At 64.7% G+C, this 21,687-nt stretch carries 20 protein-coding genes; 13 read left to right on the forward strand and 7 right to left on the reverse strand.

Translation table 11 applies throughout. The features are described 5' to 3' along the window. Positions 1–2 precede the first annotated feature (2 nt). Positions 3–1,643 carry an alpha-D-glucose phosphate-specific phosphoglucomutase gene (locus LY254_RS05765; protein WP_247479544.1) on the forward strand — a complete coding sequence of 547 codons (1,641 nt, stop codon included), beginning with the start codon at positions 3–5 and terminating at the stop codon, positions 1,641–1,643. Positions 1,644–1,649: 6 nt separating this feature from the next. Here the strand turns inward: LY254_RS05765 and LY254_RS05770 are convergent, their stop codons facing one another. Both LY254_RS05770 and LY254_RS05775 read right to left on the reverse strand, forming a co-directional pair. Continuing rightward, positions 1,650–4,913 (reverse strand): efflux RND transporter permease subunit, encoded by a 3,264-nt coding sequence (locus tag LY254_RS05770; RefSeq protein WP_247479546.1) that lies wholly within the window; start codon positions 4,911–4,913, stop codon positions 1,650–1,652. Positions 4,914–4,925: 12 nt separating this feature from the next. Beyond that, positions 4,926–6,050 (reverse strand): efflux RND transporter periplasmic adaptor subunit, encoded by a 1,125-nt coding sequence (locus tag LY254_RS05775; RefSeq protein ID WP_247479548.1) that lies wholly within the window; start codon positions 6,048–6,050, stop codon positions 4,926–4,928. A gap of 86 nt (positions 6,051–6,136) precedes the next feature. Between LY254_RS05775 and LY254_RS05780 the strand changes: the two genes are divergently transcribed. Then, complete coding sequence (locus LY254_RS05780; protein ID WP_247479550.1) at positions 6,137–8,320, forward strand: AAA family ATPase; 2,184 nt, start codon at positions 6,137–6,139, stop codon at positions 8,318–8,320. A 59-nt stretch (positions 8,321–8,379) separates the two neighbouring features. Here the strand turns inward: LY254_RS05780 and LY254_RS05785 are convergent, their stop codons facing one another. Together LY254_RS05785 and LY254_RS05790 are read right to left on the reverse strand one after the other, a co-directional pair. Then, entirely contained in the window at positions 8,380–9,060 is a 681-nt protein-coding gene (locus tag LY254_RS05785; protein WP_247479551.1) for an alpha/beta hydrolase, read from the reverse strand. 99 nt (positions 9,061–9,159) lie between these two features. Continuing rightward, positions 9,160–9,702: a 4'-phosphopantetheinyl transferase superfamily protein gene (locus tag LY254_RS05790; protein WP_247479553.1), complete on the reverse strand. Its 543-nt coding sequence runs from the start codon at positions 9,700–9,702 to the stop codon at positions 9,160–9,162. Between the two features lie 130 nt (positions 9,703–9,832). Between LY254_RS05790 and bcp the strand changes: the two genes are divergently transcribed. Then, positions 9,833–10,300: a thioredoxin-dependent thiol peroxidase gene (gene bcp, locus LY254_RS05795; RefSeq protein WP_247479554.1), complete on the forward strand. Its 468-nt coding sequence runs from the start codon at positions 9,833–9,835 to the stop codon at positions 10,298–10,300. Here the strand turns inward: bcp and LY254_RS05800 are convergent. Beyond that, a complete protein-coding gene (locus LY254_RS05800; RefSeq protein ID WP_247479556.1) occupies positions 10,293–10,949 on the reverse strand; it encodes a type III pantothenate kinase in 657 nt (218 codons plus the stop codon). The genes bcp and LY254_RS05800 overlap by 8 nt on opposite strands. Then, on the reverse strand, positions 10,950–11,687 hold the full coding sequence (locus LY254_RS05805; protein WP_247479558.1) for a phosphoadenylyl-sulfate reductase: 738 nt from the start codon (positions 11,685–11,687) through the stop codon (positions 10,950–10,952). It lies immediately after the preceding gene. A gap of 67 nt (positions 11,688–11,754) precedes the next feature. Here LY254_RS05805 and LY254_RS05810 point away from each other — a divergent pair, with 67 nt between their 5' ends. The 8 genes from LY254_RS05810 (at position 11,755) to LY254_RS05845 (ending at position 19,706) form a co-directional block, all read left to right on the forward strand. After that, complete coding sequence (locus tag LY254_RS05810) at positions 11,755–12,939, forward strand: NAD(P)/FAD-dependent oxidoreductase (RefSeq protein ID WP_247479560.1); 1,185 nt, start codon at positions 11,755–11,757, stop codon at positions 12,937–12,939. After that, positions 12,936–13,589, forward strand: a complete 654-nt coding sequence (locus LY254_RS05815; RefSeq protein WP_247479562.1) for an HAD-IA family hydrolase — start codon at positions 12,936–12,938, stop codon at positions 13,587–13,589. The genes LY254_RS05810 and LY254_RS05815 overlap by 4 nt, the downstream gene beginning before the upstream one ends. A gap of 14 nt (positions 13,590–13,603) precedes the next feature. Then, a complete protein-coding gene (gene hflX / locus LY254_RS05820; protein ID WP_247479563.1) occupies positions 13,604–15,202 on the forward strand; it encodes a GTPase HflX in 1,599 nt (532 codons plus the stop codon). A gap of 58 nt (positions 15,203–15,260) precedes the next feature. Continuing rightward, positions 15,261–15,896 carry a peroxiredoxin gene (locus tag LY254_RS05825; protein ID WP_010313112.1) on the forward strand — a complete coding sequence of 212 codons (636 nt, stop codon included), beginning with the start codon at positions 15,261–15,263 and terminating at the stop codon, positions 15,894–15,896. 69 nt (positions 15,897–15,965) lie between these two features. Next, positions 15,966–17,108, forward strand: coding sequence for an anhydro-N-acetylmuramic acid kinase (locus LY254_RS05830; protein ID WP_247479565.1), 1,143 nt, complete (start codon positions 15,966–15,968; stop codon positions 17,106–17,108). 74 nt (positions 17,109–17,182) lie between these two features. Further along, on the forward strand, positions 17,183–17,416 hold the full coding sequence (locus LY254_RS05835; protein WP_029625999.1) for a hypothetical protein: 234 nt from the start codon (positions 17,183–17,185) through the stop codon (positions 17,414–17,416). A gap of 241 nt (positions 17,417–17,657) precedes the next feature. Continuing rightward, positions 17,658–19,382, forward strand: a complete 1,725-nt coding sequence (locus LY254_RS05840; protein WP_247479567.1) for an ABC-F family ATP-binding cassette domain-containing protein — start codon at positions 17,658–17,660, stop codon at positions 19,380–19,382. 144 nt (positions 19,383–19,526) lie between these two features. Then, positions 19,527–19,706, forward strand: coding sequence for a hypothetical protein (locus tag LY254_RS05845; protein ID WP_010313131.1), 180 nt, complete (start codon positions 19,527–19,529; stop codon positions 19,704–19,706). Between the two features lie 4 nt (positions 19,707–19,710). Here the strand turns inward: LY254_RS05845 and LY254_RS05850 are convergent, their stop codons facing one another. Further along, the gene (locus LY254_RS05850; RefSeq protein ID WP_247479569.1) at positions 19,711–20,829 is read right to left on the reverse strand and encodes a trypsin-like peptidase domain-containing protein; all 1,119 of its coding nucleotides are present in this window, start codon (positions 20,827–20,829) and stop codon (positions 19,711–19,713) included. Positions 20,830–20,932: 103 nt separating this feature from the next. Between LY254_RS05850 and LY254_RS05855 the strand changes: the two genes are divergently transcribed. Then, positions 20,933–21,199 (forward strand): DUF2973 domain-containing protein, encoded by a 267-nt coding sequence (locus LY254_RS05855; RefSeq protein WP_029626000.1) that lies wholly within the window; start codon positions 20,933–20,935, stop codon positions 21,197–21,199. Positions 21,200–21,288: 89 nt separating this feature from the next. Beyond that, positions 21,289–21,672, forward strand: coding sequence for a hypothetical protein (locus tag LY254_RS05860; RefSeq protein ID WP_010313138.1), 384 nt, complete (start codon positions 21,289–21,291; stop codon positions 21,670–21,672). Positions 21,673–21,687: the final 15 nt, after the last annotated feature.

The following is a 21,687-nucleotide window of genomic DNA, read 5'->3' on the forward strand; positions in this document are numbered from 1 at the left end:
CGATGACCAGCGGCGTGCGGCAGATCGCTCTCGAGACCCCCTTCTCCGATCAAAAACCAGGCACGTCGGGGCTACGCAAGAGCAGCCGTCAGTTCGCAACGCCCCACTACCTCGAGAGCTTCATCGAGGCGATCCTGCGCACGGTTCCCGGGATTCAAGGCGGCACCCTGGTGGTCGGTGGCGATGGCCGCTTCGGCAACCGTGAAGCCATCGGTGTGATCACCCGCATGGCCGCCGCCCACGGTGTGGGCCGCATCATCACCACCAGCGGCGGAATCCTCTCCACCCCGGCCGCCTCCAACCTGATCCGCCAGCACCAGGCCACGGCCGGCATCATCCTTTCGGCCAGCCACAACCCCGGTGGTCCCGACGGTGATTTCGGAGTCAAGGTCAATGGCGCCAATGGCGGTCCGGCCCCCGAATCCCTCACGGACGCGATCTACGCCTGCACCCAGACCCTGGATGGCTACCGCATCCTCGAGTCCGCGCCGGTCGACCTTGATGCCGTCGGCCAGCAGACGGTGGGAGATCTCCGCCTGGAGGTGATTGATGGGGTTGATGACTACATCGCCCTGATGCAGAAGCTGTTCGACTTCGATCAGATCAAGGCGCTGATTCAAGACGACTTCCCGATCGCCTTCGACGCGATGCACGCCGTCACGGGCCCCTACGCCACCCGACTGCTCGAGGGCCTGCTGGGGGCACCGGCAGGAACAGTCCGCAACGGCAAGCCCCTGGAGGATTTCGGTGGTGGGCACCCCGACCCGAACCTCACCTACGCCCACGATCTAGCCGAGCTCCTGATGGAGAGCGATGCCTATCGCTTTGGTGCGGCCTGCGATGGCGATGGCGACCGGAACATGATCCTGGGCAACCGCTGCTTCGTAAACCCCAGCGACAGCCTGGCGGTGCTGACCGCCAATGCCACGCTGGCGCCGGGCTATGCCCAAGGGCTCTCGGGCGTCGCCCGCTCCATGCCCACCAGCGCCGCCGTGGACGTCGTCGCCAAGGAGCTCGGCATCGCCTGCTTCGAGACACCCACCGGCTGGAAGTTCTTCGGCAACCTGCTGGATGCCGACCGCATCACCCTCTGCGGTGAGGAGAGCTTCGGCACCGGCAGCAACCACATCCGAGAAAAGGACGGACTCTGGGCCGTTCTCTTCTGGCTGCAAATCCTGGCCAGCAAGCGCTGCTCGGTGGCCGAGATCATGGATGCCCACTGGAAGCGCTTCGGCCGGCACTACTACTCGCGCCATGACTACGAAGCGATCGCGAGCGAGAAGGCCCATGGCCTCTATGACCGCCTCAAGGGCATGCTGCCCTCACTGGTGGGCCAGGACTTCGCCGGCCGCCGCATCAGTACGGCCGATGACTTCAGCTACAGCGATCCGGTGGATGGCTCCCTGACCAGCGGCCAGGGCCTGAGGATCCTGCTGGATGACGGCAGCCGCGTTGTCTTCCGCCTCTCTGGAACCGGCACCCAAGGCGCCACCCTGCGGCTCTACCTCGAGAGCTATGTGCCCAGCAGCGGTGATCTGAGCCAGGATCCCCAGGCCGCCTTGGCCGACCTGATCACTGCAGCCGATGCCCTGGCTGAAATCAAGGCCCGCACGGGCATGGACCGCCCGACCGTGATCACCTGATCAGCCCTAACCCCGCGCCGTTGGAGCGCCAAACCAGCGCTCCTCCAAGTGTTTGATGGCGACATAGAACGGCGGAACCACCCCAAGCGACAGCACCGTGGCGACCAATAGGCCACCAAAGATCACGGTGCCGAGGGACTGCTGGCTGTTGGCTCCCGCCGTGGTGGCCACCACCAACGGGAAGAATCCCGCCAATGAGGCGATGGCCGTCATCAAGATCGGCCGCATCCTCGACTCAGCTGCGGCAATGGCAGCCTCGCCGTAGGACATCCCCGATTCCAGATGCTGCTCGGCGACCTCGACGATCAGGATGCCGTTTTTCGCGGCCAAACCAATCAAGGTCACCAAGCCCACCTGGGCATAGATATTGAGATCAATCGAGCGCAGGGAGAGGAAGGCCAAGGCGCCGAGCATCGCCAAGGGCACCGTCATCAGGATGATCACCGGGGTGACGTAGCTCTCGTACTGGGCGGAGAGCACGAGATAGACAAACAACACCCCCAGGCCAAAGACCAACACGCTGGCGCTGCCGGCTGAGAGCTGTAGAGCGGCAATCCCCGTAAAGGCATAGCCGATGTTGTTGAAATCAAGGGCCTTGAATTGTTGTTGGATCGCACTGAGCGCCTGACCAGAACTCTTACCCAAGGCCTGAACACCCTGAATCAAGACCGTTCGGTAGAGGTTGTAGTGGCTGATGACCGGCGGTGCACTGGAGAGTTCAGACGAGGCGAACTCCGAGACCTGCACCAACTTGTTGTCGCGGTTGCGCACGTAGTAACTCAGGATGTTCTCCAAACCCTGGCGACCAGCGGGCTCGGCCTGGACATAGATGTTGCGCACCTGACCGCTCTCGTAGGTGAGACCGGAGTAGTTACCACCCGCCAAAATGGCGATCGTCTGCATGGCCTGCTGAAAGTCGACATTCAGCGCACCCAGAATCGATCGATCGATCTTCAGTCCAAAGGCTGGAGCGCTTGGAACAAACTGGGTATAGAGGTTGGAATAGGCGCCGCTGGCCTGACCCTGGCTGACCAGTTGCTCTGCCAGTTGATCCAACTGGGTGAAGGTATAGGCACCATTACTGAGGTCATTGAACTGGAAATAAAAGCCCCCTTGCGCCGAAAACCCTGGGATAGCTGGGGGTTGAGAAGCCGCCGCCAGGCCACTGCTGAAGCGGGACAACTTGGCATTCAGGCGATCAACAATCGCCGGGGCTTTGTTTTCGGAGCCTGAGCGCTCATCCAGGGGCTTCAGCCCAAAGAAAAACAGACCTTGATCAGGGCTGTTGCCGTTAAACCCAGCACCACTGATCACACTGCCTGCTGTGATGTTCTTCTCCTGCTTGAGCACCTCGGCGATCTGCATGCCCACCTGTTGGGTCTGAGAGAGGGACGCTCCGTTCTGAAGTTGGTAGATCCCCAGGCCATAGCCCTGGTCCTCCTCAGGGATGAAGGCCGTGGGTAGGGCATTGAAGGCAATGGCGGTGGTCACAATCCCAGCCCCCAAACCCATCAAGATCCAACGCCGGCGATCGATCAGCCAGTGGAGGAGACGCCCATAGCCCTGCTCCAAGCGAGCAAAAAAGGCATTGAAGCGATCAAAGATGAGAGCCAGCCGACTGCCGGCAAAGCCAAACCCCGCAATCCCCACGACATAGGCCAGGGGACCAAAGGAGGCGGCACTGAATTTTCCAAAACCCAGCCCAATCACCAGACCAGCCACGGTCCAACGCCAGCCTTCTGGGCGCGGAGGCTTCTCAGTCTTCAAGATCAGCCCCGCCATCATCGGGGAGAAGGTCAGAGCGTTAAACGTCGAGATTGCGATCGAGAACGCAATCGTCAGGGCGAACTGGCGGTAGATGATGCCGATCCCACCGGGATAAAATGCCACCGGCACAAACACCGCCATCAGCACCAGCGAGGAAGCAATGATGGCTCCGATCAATTCGCCCATGCATTCGAGGGCGGCCTGACGCGGTTTCATTCCCTGCTCAAGGTTTTTGGCCACCGCTTCAATCACGACAATGGCGTCATCCACCACCAGGCCCGTGGCCAAGACCAAGCCCAGCAAGGTGAGTTGATTGATCGAAAAACCAAAGGCCTTCATGAAGGCAAAGGTGCCCACCAAGGAGATCGGAATCGCCAGGCTCGGAACCACCGTGGCGCGCCAGTCCTGCAGGAACAGAAAGAGGATCACCAGCACCAACACAATCGCTAGGCCCAGGGCGTCGGTGACCCCTCCAACAGCGGACTCAATGAACTGCCCGACGTTGTAGATCTGCTGCACAGTCACCCCCGGAGGAACCTGAGCGCGGAACTGATCCATCAGGTTCACCACCGCCTCGCTCACCTGCAGGGCGTTGCTCTCGGGGGTCTGATAAACGCCGACGGTGATCGCCGGGTAGCCATTGATATCACTCCCTTCCGTCGCAAAGGTGTTGAAGCCATAGGTGGCTTCTCCCACGTCCTGCAAGCGCAGCAGATTGCCCTGGGGAGAGCGACCAACGATCAACTGGTTGAGCTGATCAACCGAGACCAAGTTGCCATTGTTCTCCACCAAGATCGGATAGGTGAAGAGCTGATTCCCCCCCGCCGGTGGACCACCGACCAGGCCACCAATGGCGACGGAGTTCTGACTGCGAACAGCCGACACCACCTGATCAGCGGTCAGCTGGTTGGCCGTGAGCTTGTTCGGATCGACGAACAGCCAAAAGGCCGGGTTACTCCCGCCAAACAAGGTCGCTTGGGCAACCCCTGGAATGCGCTCTAGCTGGTAGTAGAGCTGCTCATAGATCAGGCCATTGAGATAGGCGCGATCGAACTGCCCCTCCGAGGAGGAGACCTGATAAGCCAACAGGATCGAGGGGGTCGTTTGGATCACCGAGACCCCCGTGTTGCTCACCTGTGATGGCAGTTGGGGCATCGCCAAGGACACCCGGTTCTGCACATTGACCTGGTCAATGTTGATGTCAGTTCCCTCGTCAAAGAAGACATTGACCGTGCTGGCACCGGTGTTGGTCGTCAGCGAGGAGATGTAGGCCGCTCCCGGCACGCCGTTGATCTGCTGCTCGAGGACGTTGGTGACCGCCTGCTCCGTCACCAGGGAGTTCGCCCCGCTGTAGTTCGCCGTGACCTGGATCTGCGGTGGGGCGATGTTGGGAAGGTTCTCGATTGGCAGGGTGGGAATCGCAATCAGTCCCACCAACACAATCAAGATGCTGCACACCGTGGTGAGCACCGGGCGCTTGATAAACCGATCTGAGAGCGACATCGCAGCTGCTCCCTAGGGCTTGCTGGCCGGAGCGATGGTCACGGGCAAACCCGTTCGCAGCAGAGCCGTATTGCTGACCACCACCTGATCCCCAGCCTTCAAGCCCGAACGCACGGGGTAGCGGTTGTGCTGGAGATCGCCCAGTTGAACCGACGTCTGCACCACGATTGGCGTCGAGCCAGGCATTGAGGCCAGCCGCTTTTTCTGTTTTTCGGGGACGGTCTTGGAGGCTTTGATCTTGGGCAGGGCCTCCGAGAGACGAACGATCCGGTAAACGAAAGGCTGCTGGGCTTGCATCAGCACCGCCGACACCGGCACCGAGAGGGACTGCTGGCTTCCGGTGATGATCCGGTTCAAGACGTACTGGCCCGTCTTGAGTTTGCCGGTGAGGTTGGGGAACGCCGCCTTCACCAACACCGTGTTGGGCGAAGAGCTATTTCCGCTGACGCCGAAATAGGGAGAGATAAAGACCACCTTGCCGCTCCCCTCCACCGGTGGATTGCCCTGGGTGCGCAGAAGAACCTCCTGATTCAGTGCGACGCGCGAGGCTTCCGTCGCAGGGACATCCATCAACGTCCAGAGGGTGGAGTTATCAACAATCCCGGTAATCGCCTGCCCCTTGCGGACGTAATCGCCGAGCTTCACCGTGTCGAGATCGCCAATCTCTCCATCGATGGGAGAGGTGACGTACTTGTATCCCAGAGTGGCGGCATCGGAGCGCACCCGCTCGGCACTTTGAATCGCCTGGGTGACGTAAGCATCCCGCTGTTTGGTGGAAACAGCGCCCTGTTCATTCAAAAAGACGTAGCGCTCGGCATTAAGGCGGTCCTTGCGCGCCTCGGCCTTGGCCGAATCCAGTGCCGCGGTCTGCTGCACGTTGTCGAGCACCAAAATCGGCTCGCCCGCTTTCACCTTCTGCCCCTGCTTCACCAGGATCTTCACGACCCGGCCATCGGCCTCGGGCCTGAGCGAGACATCGGTGGTCGAGCTCAAGCGACTGATGACATCAATCGATGGATTGAACTCAGCCGAACCAATCGTTTGGACCTGAACAGCCGTCGGTTGGCGCTGGGGTTGCTTGGGCCCACAGCCCACCAACAACAGCAACAACGGCAGGGGAGCCAGCAGGCGCCGCACGACAGTGACTCAGGAATCCGCAACCTAGGGATGCTGAAGGGTTCTGTCCCGCAGATGATGGAGATCGACACCTCATTCGGCGCGGCTTGAGCGATCTCTTCAGCCATCACGGTGAGCAGCTGCGCCAGCACCATGCCCCCCTGGCTGACCGCCTTAGGCCCAGGAGCCTCGACGACTTTCAAGGCCAGGAGGAGATCCTCGGACCCGGTCGATTGCTGCGGCGTGCCATCAACGCCGACCGCGTCGGCAACCTGATTTTTTACGGCCCACCGGGCGTCGGCAAAACCACCCTGGCCCGGATCATTGCGGCCACCACCCGGGCCCACTTCAGCAGCCTCAATGCCGTCCTCGCCGGCGTGAAGGACCTGCGCCACGAGGTCGATGAAGCCAAGCGCCGGCTCGATCAGCACGGCCTGCGCAGCCTGCTCTTCATCGATGAGGTGCACCGCTTCAACAGCGCGCAGCAGGATGCTCTGCTGCCCTGGGTGGAAAACGGCACGGTCACCCTGATCGGAGCCACCACCGAAAACCCGTTCTTTGAGGTCAACAAAGCCCTGGTCAGTCGCTCACGGCTGTTTCGGCTTCAGCCCCTCGAGAACCGGCACCTGCATCAACTGCTCGAGCGGGCCCTGCGCGATCAGGAACGGGGCTATGGAGAGCGGCCCGTCCAGATCAGTCCTGAGGCCGCAGCACATCTCGTCGAGGTGGCCGGCGGCGACGCCCGCAGCCTGCTCAATGCGCTGGAGCTGGCGGTGGAGACGACGGAGCCCGATGGCGAGGGACAGATCGTCATCACCCTGGCCATCGCCGAAGAATCCATTCAGCAGCGGGCCGTTCTCTACGACAAACAAGGGGACGCCCACTTCGACACCATCAGCGCCTTCATCAAGTCCCTGCGCGGCAGCGACCCCGATGCCGCTCTCTTTTGGCTGGCGAAGATGATCGAAGCCGGGGAGAACCCCCGTTTCATTTTCCGGCGCATGCTGATCTCCGCCGGGGAAGACATCGGCCTGGCGGACCCCCAAGCCGTCGTGGTCGTTGAGGCCTGCGCCGCGGCCTTCGAGCGGGTGGGTTTACCGGAAGGCCTCTATCCCTTGGCCCAGGCGGCGCTCTATCTGGCCTCCACCGAAAAAAGCAACAGCCTGCTCGGCTTCTTTGACGCCCTCAAGAACGTCAAAGCCAGCAACCGCCAGGCGGTGCCGGCCCATCTGCGCGACGCCAACCGCGACGGCAAGGCCTTCGGCGATGGCGTCGGCTACCGCTACCCCCATGCCTACGCCGAGCACTGGGTCGCCCAGCAATACCTACCCAGCGATCTCCAGGGGCAGGTCTTCTGGCAGCCGGGAACCCTGGGTTGGGAAGGGGAGCGCCGCCAACGGCTGCAGCAGCGACGTGCCGCCCAGCTCGCCGCGGCCGTTGAGCATCAGCAGGAGCTGGGCGAGATGCTCAGCAGCGGTCCGGATGACCCCGAGCTCGAGCGCTGGATTCAACGGCAGTCCGGCAGCGAAGGGGAACGCCTCGATCGCCTCCGCCAGGAGCTCTGGGCTGATGCCCCTTGGCAACGGCATGACCGGGTACTCCTGCTCGAGGCCCGCTCCCTGCTCTGGGCCCTCGATCCCCTGCAGTGCTGCCCCGAAGGCGGTGTAGTGATCCACGCCGCCAGCAGCGCCGATCAAACGCGACTGGGCACACAACTGGAGGTCCTCGACAGCCTGGAGCGCCCCCAACTGATCCCAGACCTCAGCGCACTCGAGGGAAGCGGCCAACGCTTCGAATGGATTGCCAGCCGGCATCCGCTCAAACACAGCAGCCCCGAGGAACTCGAGGCTGCAGTTGCCGACTTCACGGCACTCGCTGCACCGAAGGCCCGCCTGCGCCTGCTCTTCAGCCAGCCCCAGCTGGGTCCCGCGGGAGGACTGAAGCACGCGGGCACGCCCGCCGATGCGTTGGCCGTCCTGCTGGAGAGAGTGATGGCGATCGAGCAGACCATCCTCAGGCCCCAACCCGAGCCCAACGCGCTCGAGGCCGCCCTGATCCAGCAGGGCTGGACCCTGGAGTGGAGAGCGTGGGAGGAACGGCTGGCACTACCGATTAACGAGGGATTGCTCGCCCGTTGGTTTGCAGCGGATGCCCCCTACCGCCAGCAGCTCAGCCAAACGCTCAGCCCAGCTGAGATCGATCGCCTCAATGCCGAGCTCCAGCAACGCCTGAAGGGGACGCTGCCGCAGTTGCTGGAGCATCGACTCCTCAGCGCTCGCCGTTCGGACTAAGACGACAAAAAAGCCCCGGCATTGCCGGGGCTTTGGGATGGATCAACCGATCCGCTGGATCACCAGAGACCGCGAACGGGCTGCTTGACCGGCTCGGGAGCTTCGGCGGTGTAAGCCGCGATGCAAGCCGGGGTGTTCATGTACCAGCTGAGCAGCGAGGTGGCCTGCTGGCTGTTCTCGATGCTGTTGACATCACAGACCTTCATCGAGCCCTGGAGGCGCTGGTCGGTGGGGAGCTGCTTCATCATCCCGTAGCTCGACAGCTTGCCGTCGGCAGAGTCGAGAATGATGGCGCTACGCACGGCCTGCAGGCTGTTCTGCTGGCTGTAGAAGGGGGTGTAGTTGTTCTCCTGAATGCTCTCTTTCAGGAACTGCTCACCCTTGGGGGAATACAGGAAGCGAGCCACAGCGGCCACATCCACGGAGTATTCCTGCTGAAGACCAGCCTGGAGCTGATCTTTGGACCAACCGGACAGGTCGGAGAGGTTGCGAGGAACGGGGTTGTCGATCACCTCGTTACCGCCCAGGGGCAGCAGGGTGTTGGAGCGAACGAAACCGTTGCTCACCGTCCGGGCGGTCTGGGTGGGAAGACCGGAAGGCTGGATGAAGGTCGGAGCGCCGAAGCCGACGCCGGACTGATCGGAGTTGATGGTGGTGGGGCCGTTCTGAGGGATGGCCTGCGCAGACAGGCCTGCCATCAGGAAACCAACGCCAGCCAAGGGAAGGAGTGCCTTGCGCATGGGTTTGCAGAGGAAGACATCCCCGGTATGGCGAGTCCCGTGGGACGCGACACGGCAACTCTGGTTTGTTTTAAGAATCGGCTGCGTAAAAAAACAAACTCAGCCGCCCTCAGCCCACTGGGTATCGCCCACGCCATCCCCCACCAGCGCGCAGAGCCAGCCGCCGGACTCCAGGCAAAGCGAGGGGGGCTTGAGGCCCCGTTGCAGGTGGATTAACTCCTGTTTGGTGTGATCCCAATACCAATGGCGCAACTCCTCCGCGATGGAGGACGCCATCCACTTAATCGCCGCCTCCTTGCGCACCCAACTGCACAACACCTGCAGGCGACGCGCCTCCGCCGGCAGCGCCAGCAACGCCTGGTTCTCCTCAGGCGGGAAAAAACGCTGGGCCAACAGGTCCGCCTGCAGCACGCGATCGCGGCGCTCCAGGTCCACCCCCACCGCCGAGGGGGACCAAGCCAGCAGCAGTTGCTCACCGCTATGGCTCAAGCTCACAAATCCCCAGCCCGCCTCCAGCCGCGGCGCCTCGCCAGGGGGGCTGTAGAGGGGAATGGACTCTGCAGAGACCGCAAACAAAGCTGCCAGGCGGGCGCGGAGCTGCTGGCGGCTGGAGCGATATCGGGGCTGGAGCGCAGCGGGCAAGGCCGCACACCACAGCTGCTCCTGGGGGGACAGGCCTGCAGCAGAGGGCTGCGCCAGTGGGCTGAGCCAGAGCTGGGGCGCCTGCGCTGGCAGTCCTTCTAGGCTCCCGCCAGTTGAACCCTCACCCCCCATGGCCCTGCAGGTCGGAGACGTCGCACCGGAATTCAGCCTGCCTGATCAAAGCGGCAACAGCGTCAGCCTCAGCAGCTTCCGGGGGCAGCGGGTGGTGATCTACTTCTATCCCAAGGACGACACTCCGGGCTGCACCAAGGAAGCCTGCAACTTCCGCGATCAGTGGGCCAGCTTTGAGAAACACGGCATCGCGGTGCTGGGGATCAGCAAGGACGGCGCCACCAGCCACAGCAAATTCATCAGCAAGTACGACCTGCCCTTCACCCTGCTCAGTGACGCTGAGCCCTGCCCCGTAGCCGCCAGCTACGACAGCTACGGCCTCAAGAAATTCATGGGCCGCGAGTACATGGGCATGATGCGCCACACCTTTGTGGTGGATGCCGAAGGAAAGATCGAGAAGGCTTACCTCAAGGTGAAGGCGGCCTCGATGGCCGACGACATCCTTCAGGACCTCGGCATCAACTGAGCTGATCCAGGGCCTCCAGACACAGCTGCGGGGCCACAACCAACGGACTCGGGTTCAACCAGGGGGCCAGGCGCTGGGCGTCGCCGCCGGTCAGCCAAAGCGTGCAGCCGTGCTCCAGCTGCTCCATCGCCTGATTGACCGCACCGACCATCGCCTGCAGACAGCCCACCTCCATGGCAGCGGCGGTCTCCCTCGGCCAGGGCGGCAGGTTCTCGGCGTCGGGCTGGGTCAGCGGCAACTGCGCGGTTCCCTGATGCAGGCTGCGCAGCTGCAGCGCTAGGCCCGCGCTCAAACGGCCGCCAGCAAAGCGTCCCTTCTCATCCACCAGGGTGAGGCTCAAGCTGGTGCCGGCATCGGCCACCAGCACCGCTCCCTGCTGCTGCCGCCACGCCCACCAGCCCGCCAGGGCGCGATCAATGCCAAGCCAGGCGGGGGCTTCGGCCAGGGGAACCTGCTCCAGCCGCATGCGCTGCGCCTCTGGCAAGGCCAAGGCAGCAGGGAGAGCACCCACCGCGGCCCAAGCCCGCAATGGCGGCGCCGACCAAGCCGGGTCTGGATCCGGGGGCGGACTATCCCAGCAGCGCAGGCCCGAGGGCGAGCGCTCCGCCCAGTGCCATCGGCTGTTGCCCACCAGCAACAGCTCGGCCATTTAGATGCCCTCGCCGGCCATCCCGGGCAGGTGAATGCCGCATTCCTGCTTCAGACCGCCAAAGCGGGTGGCCCGTCCGCTGGTGCTGCCGTCATCGGGGGCACTGGAGTGCCAGTCGCCGACCGTCGAGTAGCCCTTATCGAACAGAGGGTGCTGGGGCAGGCCGTTCTCCTGCATGTAATAGAAGACGTCGCGGTTGTTCCAATCCAGCAAGGGGCGCAGGGCCCAGCGGCCACGGACCAGCTGGACGGGCTCCATCGCTTTGCGGTGGTCGGTCTGGCCGCCGCGGACACCACTGGCCCAGCAGGTGACCTTGAGGTCGTTGAGCGCCCGGTCCAGGGGCTCGACCTTGCGAATGCGGTGATAGGTCTCCAGGTCTTCCACCTGACCGGTTTCCCAAAGGCGGCCATGGAGAGCCTCCATGCGCGCTGGACTGACGCCGGACTGGGCCACATGCAGCTTCAGGCCCAGATGCTCCACCAGCATCTGGGAGTACTGATAGGTCTCCGGGGGCAGATACCCCGTGTCCACCCAGATCACCGGAACCGGGCGCTCCAACTGACTGACCAGGTGGAGCGAGACCGCAGCCTGAATGCCAAAGCTGGTGGTCAGGGCGAAGCCATCACCAAAGGTCTCCAACCCCCAACGCATGCGCTCAAGCGCACTCAACGCCCGCAGCTGCTCACAGGCCTGCTGGGTGTCGAAGCTGGGCGCGGAAGGGTTGGCAGACGTGGTCATCGCACCATCTTCCAATGTGGGGGGAGATGGTTAGGGTTCGCCCTGGTCTTCTTCCCCACCGTCTGCCGTGCCCCCATCCGAGGTTGAGCCCGCAGCTGTTGTGGTGATCGGCGGTGGTTTCGGCGGACTCAACACCGCTCTGCAACTGGCGGCCTCCGGTGAGCACCCCTCGGTGCTGCTGCTGGAGCCCCGGGAGCACTTTCTGTTCTTACCCCTGCTCTACGAGCTGCTCAGTGGGGAGCTGAAGCGCTGGGAAATTGCCCCCCGCTACCGGGAACTTCTGGCGGGCTCCGGTGTGGTCTGGATCCAAGAGCGGGCGAACCGCATCGACCGCAGCCGCCGCACCATCACCACCGATCGCGGGCGCGAGCTGCCCTACAGCCACGCCGTCATTGCCAGTGGGGGACAACTGGAGACCTATGGGATCCCGGGAGTGCGCGAGCACTCCATTGGATTTCGTGAGCTGGAGGACGTCGAGCAGATCCAGGGCTGGATCGCGCGACTCAAAACCAAGCAGTCGCCGCTGCAGCGGATCGGGATCGTCGGCGCTGGGGCCAGCGGCGTTGAGCTGGCCTGCAAACTCGCGGATTTGCTGGAGGGCAGCGCCATCCTCGAGCTGGTGGAGCAAGGTCCAGAGCTGCTGCCCATCGCCAAGGCCTTCAACCGGGAGCAGGCCGGCAAGGCACTGCAACAACGGGACATCCGGCTGCGCCTGAATACCCGAGTGGCCAGCGTCGATGCCACCGGCCTGCAGCTGCAGCGGCTGGGGGATGGGACCAACAGCACCGAAGCCCTGCGCTGCGATGGGGTGATCTGGACCGCGGGCCTGGCCGCCAGCGTTCCGGAACTGCAGCCCCCGTTGCCGCTGGACCCGAGGGGCAGGCTGAAGTGCTCCCCCTCCCTTCAGGTGGAGGGCAGCGAAGACCTCTTTGTCCTGGGGGATGCCGCGGCCTGCCCGGACTCCTGCGGTGCGCTCTATCCCGCCAACGCCCAGGTGGCCTACCAACAGGCCAGCTGCATCGCCCGCAACCTGCAACGGCTTCGGCTTGGCGCCTCCCTGGAGGACTTCGTCTGGAACGACCTAGGGGAAATGATGGGCCTGGGGGTCGGCCAAGCCAGCCTGACCGGCATGGGAGTGACCCTGGCCGGCCCCGCCGCCTTTCAGCTGCGGCGGCTGGCCTACCTGGCGCGCATGCCCGGACTCCCCCAACAGCTCAAGGTGGCCGGCGGCTGGCTGGCGAACTGGCTATGAGCGCACCCAGCGGCCTGTTGCTCGATGCCATGGGCACCCTGATTGGCCTGCGCCAGTCGGTCGGTGAGAGCTATGCAGCCGTGGCTGAGACGTTCGGCCTGACGATCGCCCCGGAGGCCATCAATGGCGTCTTTGCAGGTCTCTTTCGCCAGGCACCTGAGCTGGCCTTCCCTGGGCTCAGCGGTGAGGCACTGCTCGAGGCGGAAGAGCGCTGGTGGACCACCCTGGTCGCCCGGGTCTTCGCAGCCTGCGGCCACGAGTGTCCGCTGCCCGAAGGCTTTGGGACAACCCTGTTCCAGCACTTCGCCAAGGCTGACCCCTGGCTGGTCTACCCCGATGTGCGCGAGAACCTGCAGCGCTGGCAGCAGCGGGGGCTGAAGTTGGCGGTAGTCAGCAACTTCGATCAGCGCCTCCTGCCACTGCTCGAGGCCCTGGAGCTCAGTCCTCTGTTGGATGCCGTCGTCGTCTCCTCCGTGGTCGGAGCCGCCAAACCCAGTCCCCTGCCGCTGCAGGCTGCCCTGCAGCAACTGGAGCTCCCAGCCGAGCAGGTCTGGCACATCGGCGATAGCCCCGAGGACCAGGCCAGCGCCGCGGCCGCGGGGATCCGCTGCCTACTGATCAAGCGCGCGAAACCGAACGGCACCCCTTGAAGCAATCCGCGCTCATGGGCCGCACCGCCGGCTTGCGGCCCGCCCAGACCAGACGCCTCGAGCGGCTCAGCCACCGGCGTCATCCCGAGAGTGCCGGGGTGGACTGGATCAGTCTTCAGCGCCTGGCGGCCGAAAGCGCCGAGCTGGACCTGCCGCTGAGCCTGGTGCTGGATGAGCGGGGGCTCTGCCGCTTGCTCTGGGTGGGCCCCCTAGAGCAATCGGGCCGGCTGCTCGAGCGCCTGCCTGGCGGCCCCCGCAGGCAAGGCAATGCCCTGCGCCTGATCACCTGCGTGGGGCGGGCCAAACACCTTGAGCCCCAGGGCCATGAGGCCGTCGTCGGGCTCGATCTGCAGCCGGGGTTCTGGCTGCGTTTCGGCAACAGTCCCCAGGCCGGCGGCCGCTGGCCGGCCGCCGCCTTCAGCCCCAGCTCAGATCCCCACTGCCCCTGGCAGCCCCTGGAGCAGGACGACCTTGCGGTGCTCTGTGAGCTGGCACCGCCCGAGCCCCAACAGGCCCCGCCGGCCCGGGCGCTGGCGGGCCAAGAGCAGGTGCTGCTGCTGGTGCTCAGCCCCAGCGATCCGGAGGATGCCCGACGTGAAATCGCCGAGCTCGAGGGACTGGTGCGCAGTGCCGGCGCCAAGCCCCTGGGGCTGGTGGTGCAGCGCCAGTCCAACCGCAACGGCCAGAACCTCTGGGGCGAAGGCAAGGTGCAGGAGGCGGCGCTGGAGGCCCGGCGTCTCGGCGCATCGCTGGTGGTGACCGATCGCGAACTCACCCCGGCCCAGGCCAGGACCCTGGAGGCCCGGCTCGAGCTGCCCGTCAGTGACCGCAGCGAGCTGATCCTCGACATCTTTGCCCAGAGGGCCGCCAGTTCCGCCGGCCGGCTGCAGGTGGAGCTGGCGCAGCTGCGTTACCGCCTGCCGCGGCTCGCGGGCCGGGGCCTCTCGCTCTCGCGGCAGGGGGGCGGGATCGGCACTCGAGGCCCAGGGGAAACGCAACTGGAAAAAGACCGCAGGGCCATCGCCCGCCGGATCGACAAGCTGCAGCGGGATGTGCAGAAGCTGCGGGAACACCGGGCTCGGCTGCGCAGCAACCGCCGCACCCAGCGCCGCCTCGCCCTGGTGGGATACACGAACGCCGGCAAAAGCTCCCTGTTGAACGCCCTCAGCAAAGCGCCGCAGCAGGAGGCGGTGCTGGCGGAAAACAAACTCTTCGCCACCCTCGATCCCACCACCCGCCGGATCGTGCAGCCCAACCCGGATGGGGGAGCCCCGGCGCACCTGCTCCTGACCGACACGGTGGGCTTTATCCGGGACCTACCGCCGCCGCTGGTGGAAGCCTTCCGCTCCACCCTCGAAGAAACCCTGGATGCCGATCAACTGCTGCTGGTGGTGGACCTCTCCGACCCCGGCTGGTGCGAGCAGCTCAGCACCGTCCACGCCATCCTCGATCAACTCGGCAGCGATGTCCCGCGGCAACTGATCGCCAATCAAATCGACCGCTGCCCCAAGGCCGCGATCGATCAGGCCAAAGCGCTGGACCCCCAGGTGCTGTTCGTCTCGGCCACCGGCGGGCTTGGGCTCGAGCACCTCAAGCGCAGCCTTTTCGCCTGAGGTCCGTCAGGCCCCGCTGCAGATATGCCACCATTTTTGCCTCCAACCGGCCACGGCCATGCCTCTGCAGCTCGGCGACACCGTTCCCGATTTCACCCAGGACTCCCAACTGGGTCCGATCAACCTCTACGACTTCGCTGGTGACAGCTGGGTTGTGCTGTTCTCCCACCCCGCGGACTACACCCCCGTCTGCACCACCGAGCTGGGCGAGGTATCCCGGCTGCGGTCCGAGTGGGACAAGCGCAACGTCAAGACGATCGCCCTGAGCGTCGATTCCGCCGAGAGCCACAAGGGCTGGATCTGCGACATCAACGAGGTTCAGAAGACCACAGTTGACTATCCGATCCTGGCCGACGAAGACAAGAAGGTGAGCGATCTCTACGGGATGATCCATCCCAATTCGCTCAACAACCTGACGGTGCGCTCGGTGTTCATCATCGACCCCAACAAGAAGCTGCGCCTGCAGATCACCTACCCCGCCAGCACCGGCCGGAACTTCAACGAGATCCTGCGGGTGATCGACTCCCTGCAACTGACCGACCACCACCAGGTGGCCACCCCGGTCAACTGGACCGACGGTCAGGACTGCGTCGTGGTTCCCTCGATCCCCACCGACGAAGCCCGCAGCAAGTTCCCGAAGGGCGTGACCGAGATCAAGCCCTACCTGCGCATGACTCCGCAACCCAACAAGTGACAGTGAGTCGCTGAACCCTCGTCAGGGTCCTCGGCCCCCGGGAGAATTCCCGGGGGCTTTTGTCTGCGCATGCGGGTCTTGGGACTGATGAGCGGCACCAGCGCCGATGGCGTTGATGCGGTGCTCGCCAGCTTCAGCGGCCCGATCAGGCGGCCCCGCTGGCAGATCCACAGCCGTGCCTCCCTGCCCTACCCCGAAGCCCTGCGCGCTCAGATCGTGGCGGTCGGCCAAGGGCAACCCACCAGCGCCGCGGAGCTGCTCGAGCTCGGTGAAGCGCTGACGGAGGTGCAGGCCCAGGCCGCCCTGGCCTGCGACCCCGAGGGCAGCGCCCAGAGGGTGGGCTGCCATGGCCAGACCCTCTGGCACCGCCCCCCCAGCGGCGAGCGCACCGGCAACAGCTGGCAACTGCTGCACGCGCAACGCCTGGCCTGGCGGCTGAGGACTCCGGTGGTGTTTGACTTCCGCGCCGCCGACCTGGCCCTGGGCGGCCAGGGCGCACCGCTCGTGCCGGCGGCCGATGCCGCCTTGCTTCCCCCGATCGGCGGCTGGCGTGCCCTGCTGAACCTCGGGGGCATCGCCAACCTGACCCTGCTGCCGCCCCGCTCCGGCCCCGACCGCCAAGCAGCGGTGCTGGGTTGGGACTGCGGCCCCGCCAACAGCCTCTTGGACCTGGCGGTTCAACACTTCAGCCAGGGCGAGCGGAGCTTTGATGCCGGCGGTGCCTGGGCGGCGGAAGGCCAGGCCGATGAAGCCCTCATCAGCCGCTGGCTGCAGGAACCTTATTTCCAAAGCCAACCGCCCAAATCAACGGGCCGCGAGCTCTTTGGCGCAGCCGACCTCCAGCGGCGCCTGGAGCAGCTCAATCCGCTCCAGCCCGCTGACGCCCTGGCCACCTTGACGGCCTTCACGGCGGCGGTGGTCGCGCAGGACTTGCGGCAGGCCCCTCCGGCCCTGGAGCTGCTGGTCGCGGGGGGCGGGGCACGCAACGCCACCTTGATGCGGGAACTGCGCCGCCGCTGCCGCGGCCTTTGCCTGCGGCCCCTCGCTGAGCTGGGCATTGCCGACAGCGACCGGGAGGCCCTGGCCTTTGCCCTGCTGGCCTGGTGGCACGGCCTGGGAGCCAGTGGCTCGCTGACGTCGGTGACCGGGGCCTCGCAGCCCTCCGTTCTCGGGCTCTGCGCCGAGCCACCGGGACTCAGGCACCACCCCTGAGATCAACTTCCGTCGCGAAGGATCGGCAAGAGCCGATGCGATTTATAGGGTGAGAGGGTCCGGCCGCAGAATCCATGAGTTCCGGCAATGCCCCCGCGCTCTATGAGCGCATCCGCAGCGATCAAGACCTCACCCAGGAGCTCTTCCGGCAAGCCCTGCAGGATCCCTCAGGCACCCTCAGCCGCATCTGTGAACTGGGGCAAAGCTGGGGACTCCCGGTGAGCCGCGACGACGTCAAAGCCCACTTGGCCAGCGTCGAAGACCCCGACACCAAGCAATGGCTGCTCAAGGCCCGCGGCGGACTCTGAACGGTTGCGCTGGGGCCGGCGGTCTTCCCCCATCCAACTGAAGAACAGCCAGTAGCTCACGATCGCGAGGCCGGCGGCCACCACCAGGGCCGCCACCTGCTCGAGTCGCTTCACCATGGCGGTCGATGCAGTCAGGAACCTCCAGTCTGCAGGGCTGATCGGCCTGTAATCAGCCGGAGGGAGATGATGTCGGTACGACCCAGGGCGTGAGCCCGAACCGGCGCCCTCTACCAATACCGCCTTGCTTCGCCTCGAACGCGTCTCCAAGATCTATCCCACGGGCGAGGTGCTCCGGAATGTCACCTGGGAGGTGAAAACCGGGGACCGCATTGGCCTGGTCGGCGTGAATGGCGCCGGCAAATCCACCCAGATGCGGATCATCTCTGGGCTGGAGGAGCCCAGCAGCGGACAGGTGGTGAAGCAGGGGGAACCCCGCATCGTCTACCTGCAGCAGGAATTCGACGTTGACCCGTCGCGGACGGTTCGGCAGGAGTTGTTCCAGGCCTTCGGCGAAGCCGCCCAGGTGCTCAACCGCCAGCGTCAGGTGGAAGAGGAGATGGGCTCTGAGCAGGCCGCCAACGACCCCGACCACCTCGATGCCCTGATCCATGAACTGGGCCGGCTGCAAAGCCGCTTTGAGGGACTGCACGGCTACGAGCTCGACGCCCGAATCGACAAGCTGCTGCCGACCATCGGTTTCAGCCCCGAGGGGGCCGAGCAGCTCGTGGGGGATTACTCCGGGGGCTGGCAGATGCGCATCGCCCTGGGCAAGGTGCTGCTCCAGGAGCCCGATCTGCTGCTGCTGGACGAACCAACCAACCACCTGGATGTCGAGACCATCCAGTGGCTTGAGGACTATCTGATCGGCCAAACCTGCCCGCTGGTGGTGATCAGCCACGACCGAGCCTTCCTCGATCGGGTCTGCAACCAAATCGTCGAGACCGAACGCGGCGTCTCACGCAGCTACCTAGGGAACTACAGCAACCACCTCGAGCAAAAGACCCTCGAGCGCGAAGCCGGGCAAGCCGCCTTTGAGCGGCAACAGAAGGAACTCGCCACCCAGCAGGCCTACATCGATCGATTCCGCGCCAGCGCCACGCGATCCACCCAGGCCAAGAGCCGCGAAAAGTTGCTGGACAAGGTGGAGCGGATTGAGGCACCGACTGAGAGCGTCAGCGGTCCTCGCTTCCAGTTCCCGCCCGCTCCGCGCAGCGGCCGTCTGATCGCCGAGATCAAGGACCTGAGCCACAGCTATGGCGAGCAGATCCTCTTTCTAGGGGCCAATCTCGAGATTGAACGGGGGGACCGGATTGCCTTTGTCGGACCCAATGGGGCCGGCAAGTCGACGCTGCTGCGACTGGTGATGGGCATCGAGACGCCCGACGAGGGCTCAGCCGGGCTTGGCGAGCACAACGTGATCGCCAGCTACTTCGAGCAGAACCAAGCCGAGGCGCTCGACCTGAGCAAAACGGTGATCGACACGATGTTCGAAGCCGTTCCGGACTGGACCCAAACCCAGGTGCGCTCCCTGCTGGGCAGCTTCTGCTTCAGCAATGACGCGGTCTTCAAGGAGGTGGGCAAGCTCAGCGGAGGCGAGAAGGCCCGGCTGGCCCTGGCGTTGATGTTGCTGAGCCCCTGCAATCTGCTGGTGCTGGATGAGCCGACGAACCACCTGGATATCCCGGCCAAGGAGATGCTGGAGGGCGCTCTTCGCGACTACGAAGGGGCCGCTCTGGTGGTCAGCCACGACCGCTATTTCATCTCCCGCGTGGCCAACAAGATTGTCGAGATCCGCGACGGCGAATTAGTGGTCTACCGCGGTGATTATGCCTACTACCGCGAGAAGAAAGCCGAGGAATCTGCAGCCGCCCAGGCCGCCCTCGAGGCCGCCGAACAGGAGGCCAAGCGCAAGGCCAAACGCGACAAGCAAAAAGCGAAGGAAGCCGCCCGCAAATCCGCTGCCTGACAGGAAAACCGCCTCAAGTTCACAGGGCAGAGCGAAGAAATACCTAACGCATAAACTTCACAAAGCACTAGGCAAGATGACTCATTTTTCTAGGGGTTATTGAACACTTGTGCATAGGCTGTTAAGGCCCATCGAGAGCCGGCCATGGATCCCCTGTTCAACGCAACTCCATCGGCTTTCCCCCGGGCCCACGCCACCCCCGGCATCCCCGCCCGAAGCGAGGGGGATCCGGTGAGCAGCTACTTCGAATGCATCACGGCCTGCTCCGTGGATGACGGCGAATGCGTGACCCAATGCGTTGAGGTGCTGCGCGAGCAGCAATGACGCCCTAGCGCTGCATCAAGGTCGAGAGCTCGACGGGGGTCACGCGGACCTCCAGACGCTGGCCATCTCGCTCCAGCTCCAGCAGCAGCGGCCGGCCCACGCCATGGCGACTGACCACCTGGATCAGGGCCGCCGGATCAGCCACGGGTTGCCCCGCCGCGGCCACCACCACATCACCAGCGCGGACCCCAGCGCGAGCCGCTGGCCCGCCGGGCATCACGCTGCGGACCCTTGCCCCAGAGACATTGCGCACGGGCTCTAGGGCAACGCCCACCATCGCGTGGCTGACCTTGCCGCTGGTCACCAGCTGCTGGGCCACCGATCGGGCCTGATTGACAGGGATGGCGAAGCCAAGGCCCGCCCCAGGGCCGGAGCGCACCAAGGTGTTGATGCCAATGACCTCCCCGTCGGCGTTGAGCAAGGGCCCACCGGAATTCCCGGGATTAATGGCGGCGTCGGTCTGAATCAGCTGCAACCGCTTATCGGTGATCCCCAGCGCCGCGGCGTTGCGGTTCAGGTTGCTGACGATCCCCAAGGTCACGGTTTGATCCAGGCCGAAGGGATTGCCCACCGCGATCACCCATTCGCCCACCTGCAGGGCATCGGAATCGCCCAGGGCGGCCACAGGCCAAGGACCTGGCCCGCTCAAGCGGACCACCGCGAGGTCCGTGACGCTGTCACTGCCGACAACCTTGCCCTCCACCCGGCGACCGTCGGGCAGACCGACCATCACCCGCGTCGTGCCCTCGACGACGTGGGCATTGGTCAGCAGCAAGCCCGAGGGGTCGTAGATCACCCCACTCCCCTGGCCGCGCTCAGTCCGCTGGGAGGGAGGAATCCGGGTCGCTCCGCCCCCGGGCGGCAGCCCGAAAAACTGCCGCAGCCTCGGGTCGTTAAACGGGAAGGGCGTGACCAGGGATCCCCCTGGAACCACGACGGTGCGCTCCGTATCGATCGTCACGACCGCAGGGCCGGTGCGCTTCACCGCCTCGGCCACAAAGGATTGGCGGGTCAGGGCCGGCGCCGGCGCGCTCTGGGCCGCCACCGGTGGCAGAGCCACGAGGACAGGGCCAGCACCTGCCGCCAGCAAAAGGCCGGCCATCCGTGCTGCTGCGCCAGCCATGGAACCAAGAGCAAATCTGCGAAACCGTAAGCAGAACGCTCCAGGGCACGCAAGCACCGGGGGGCGCGCGATGATGGGGCAGTCGGCCTTCCAGAGCTCTGCCATGCTCGCCACCACACCCGATCTCGGTCTGGTCGCCAGCAAGCTGCTGCCGCTGGTCTACGGCGCCTGCTTCATCGGACTGCTCTGGCAGGCCTTTCGGATCATGGCCCGCGGCTACTCAGCCGTGCCCCGTCCCGGTGACCGGGACCGCACGCCCCAGGGGGATCGAACAGGGCGGCTGACGATTCACCCCGAGCTCTTGGATCAGGACGGACAGCTCACCCAAGACGACCTACTCACGGTGCGTTTTGGCGAAGACGACGAGTAACCCGCCTGACTGAACGACCCCAGAGCAACCCGCTTGGACCCTCCAGCTGGTACAACCAGTGGGTGCTTGTGAACATTGGCGGAGGCTGAGTGGAGCAAAGAACCCGGATCGTGGCTGCTGTGCTCAAGGCCATCAAGCTGCCCCCGCGCTTCCAGCTCAAGTTGGTGAAAGAGGATCCCGTTCGCCTGGAACTGATCCTGACTCCCGCCTACGGCAAGGAGCCCATCCTGGTGGGCCTCGTTGAATCCCAGGATCTGGTGACCCGCCGCGACCGCGAAGGCCGCATCCCTAGGGATCTCCAGGGCACCTGGGACTGGACCGTGCGCCACGGCAACGTCAACACCGGCGGCTGGAACCCCTATCTCAAAGAAGCCCTGCAGACGATGTTTGAAACCGGTCTGCCGGCCATCGTCTACGAAGAGCTGACCGGTGAGCTGTACCACCCGGTCGATGGCGCGCGCCACGTGCGCTGACGCCCGGATCACCCA

Origin of the sequence: Synechococcus sp. NB0720_010 (genome assembly GCF_023078835.1) — a bacterium.
Taxonomy (GTDB): Bacteria; Cyanobacteriota; Cyanobacteriia; order PCC-6307; family Cyanobiaceae; genus Vulcanococcus.

What these genes read in the sequence shown, in the direction of transcription:
- LY254_RS05800 (WP_247479556.1), bottom strand. Translation starts at nt 10,949, where the DNA reads ATGGCCGAGCTGTTGCTGGTGGGCAACAGCCGATGGCACTGGGCGGAG.
- LY254_RS05815 (WP_247479562.1), top strand. Translation starts at nt 12,936, where the DNA reads ATGAGCGCACCCAGCGGCCTGTTGCTCGATGCCATGGGCACCCTGATT.
- bcp (WP_247479554.1), top strand. Translation starts at nt 9,833, where the DNA reads ATGGCCCTGCAGGTCGGAGACGTCGCACCGGAATTCAGCCTGCCTGAT.
- LY254_RS05785 (WP_247479551.1), bottom strand. Translation starts at nt 9,060, where the DNA reads ATGCGCAAGGCACTCCTTCCCTTGGCTGGCGTTGGTTTCCTGATGGCA.
- hflX (WP_247479563.1), top strand. Translation starts at nt 13,604, where the DNA reads ATGGGCCGCACCGCCGGCTTGCGGCCCGCCCAGACCAGACGCCTCGAG.
- LY254_RS05850 (WP_247479569.1), bottom strand. Translation starts at nt 20,829, where the DNA reads ATGGCTGGCGCAGCAGCACGGATGGCCGGCCTTTTGCTGGCGGCAGGT.
- LY254_RS05855 (WP_029626000.1), top strand. Translation starts at nt 20,933, where the DNA reads ATGCTCGCCACCACACCCGATCTCGGTCTGGTCGCCAGCAAGCTGCTG.
- LY254_RS05845 (WP_010313131.1), top strand. Translation starts at nt 19,527, where the DNA reads ATGGATCCCCTGTTCAACGCAACTCCATCGGCTTTCCCCCGGGCCCAC.
- LY254_RS05825 (WP_010313112.1), top strand. Translation starts at nt 15,261, where the DNA reads ATGCCTCTGCAGCTCGGCGACACCGTTCCCGATTTCACCCAGGACTCC.
- LY254_RS05765 (WP_247479544.1), top strand. Translation starts at nt 3, where the DNA reads ATGACCAGCGGCGTGCGGCAGATCGCTCTCGAGACCCCCTTCTCCGAT.
- LY254_RS05805 (WP_247479558.1), bottom strand. Translation starts at nt 11,687, where the DNA reads ATGACCACGTCTGCCAACCCTTCCGCGCCCAGCTTCGACACCCAGCAG.
- LY254_RS05770 (WP_247479546.1), bottom strand. Translation starts at nt 4,913, where the DNA reads ATGTCGCTCTCAGATCGGTTTATCAAGCGCCCGGTGCTCACCACGGTG.
- LY254_RS05835 (WP_029625999.1), top strand. Translation starts at nt 17,183, where the DNA reads ATGAGTTCCGGCAATGCCCCCGCGCTCTATGAGCGCATCCGCAGCGAT.
- LY254_RS05830 (WP_247479565.1), top strand. Translation starts at nt 15,966, where the DNA reads ATGCGGGTCTTGGGACTGATGAGCGGCACCAGCGCCGATGGCGTTGAT.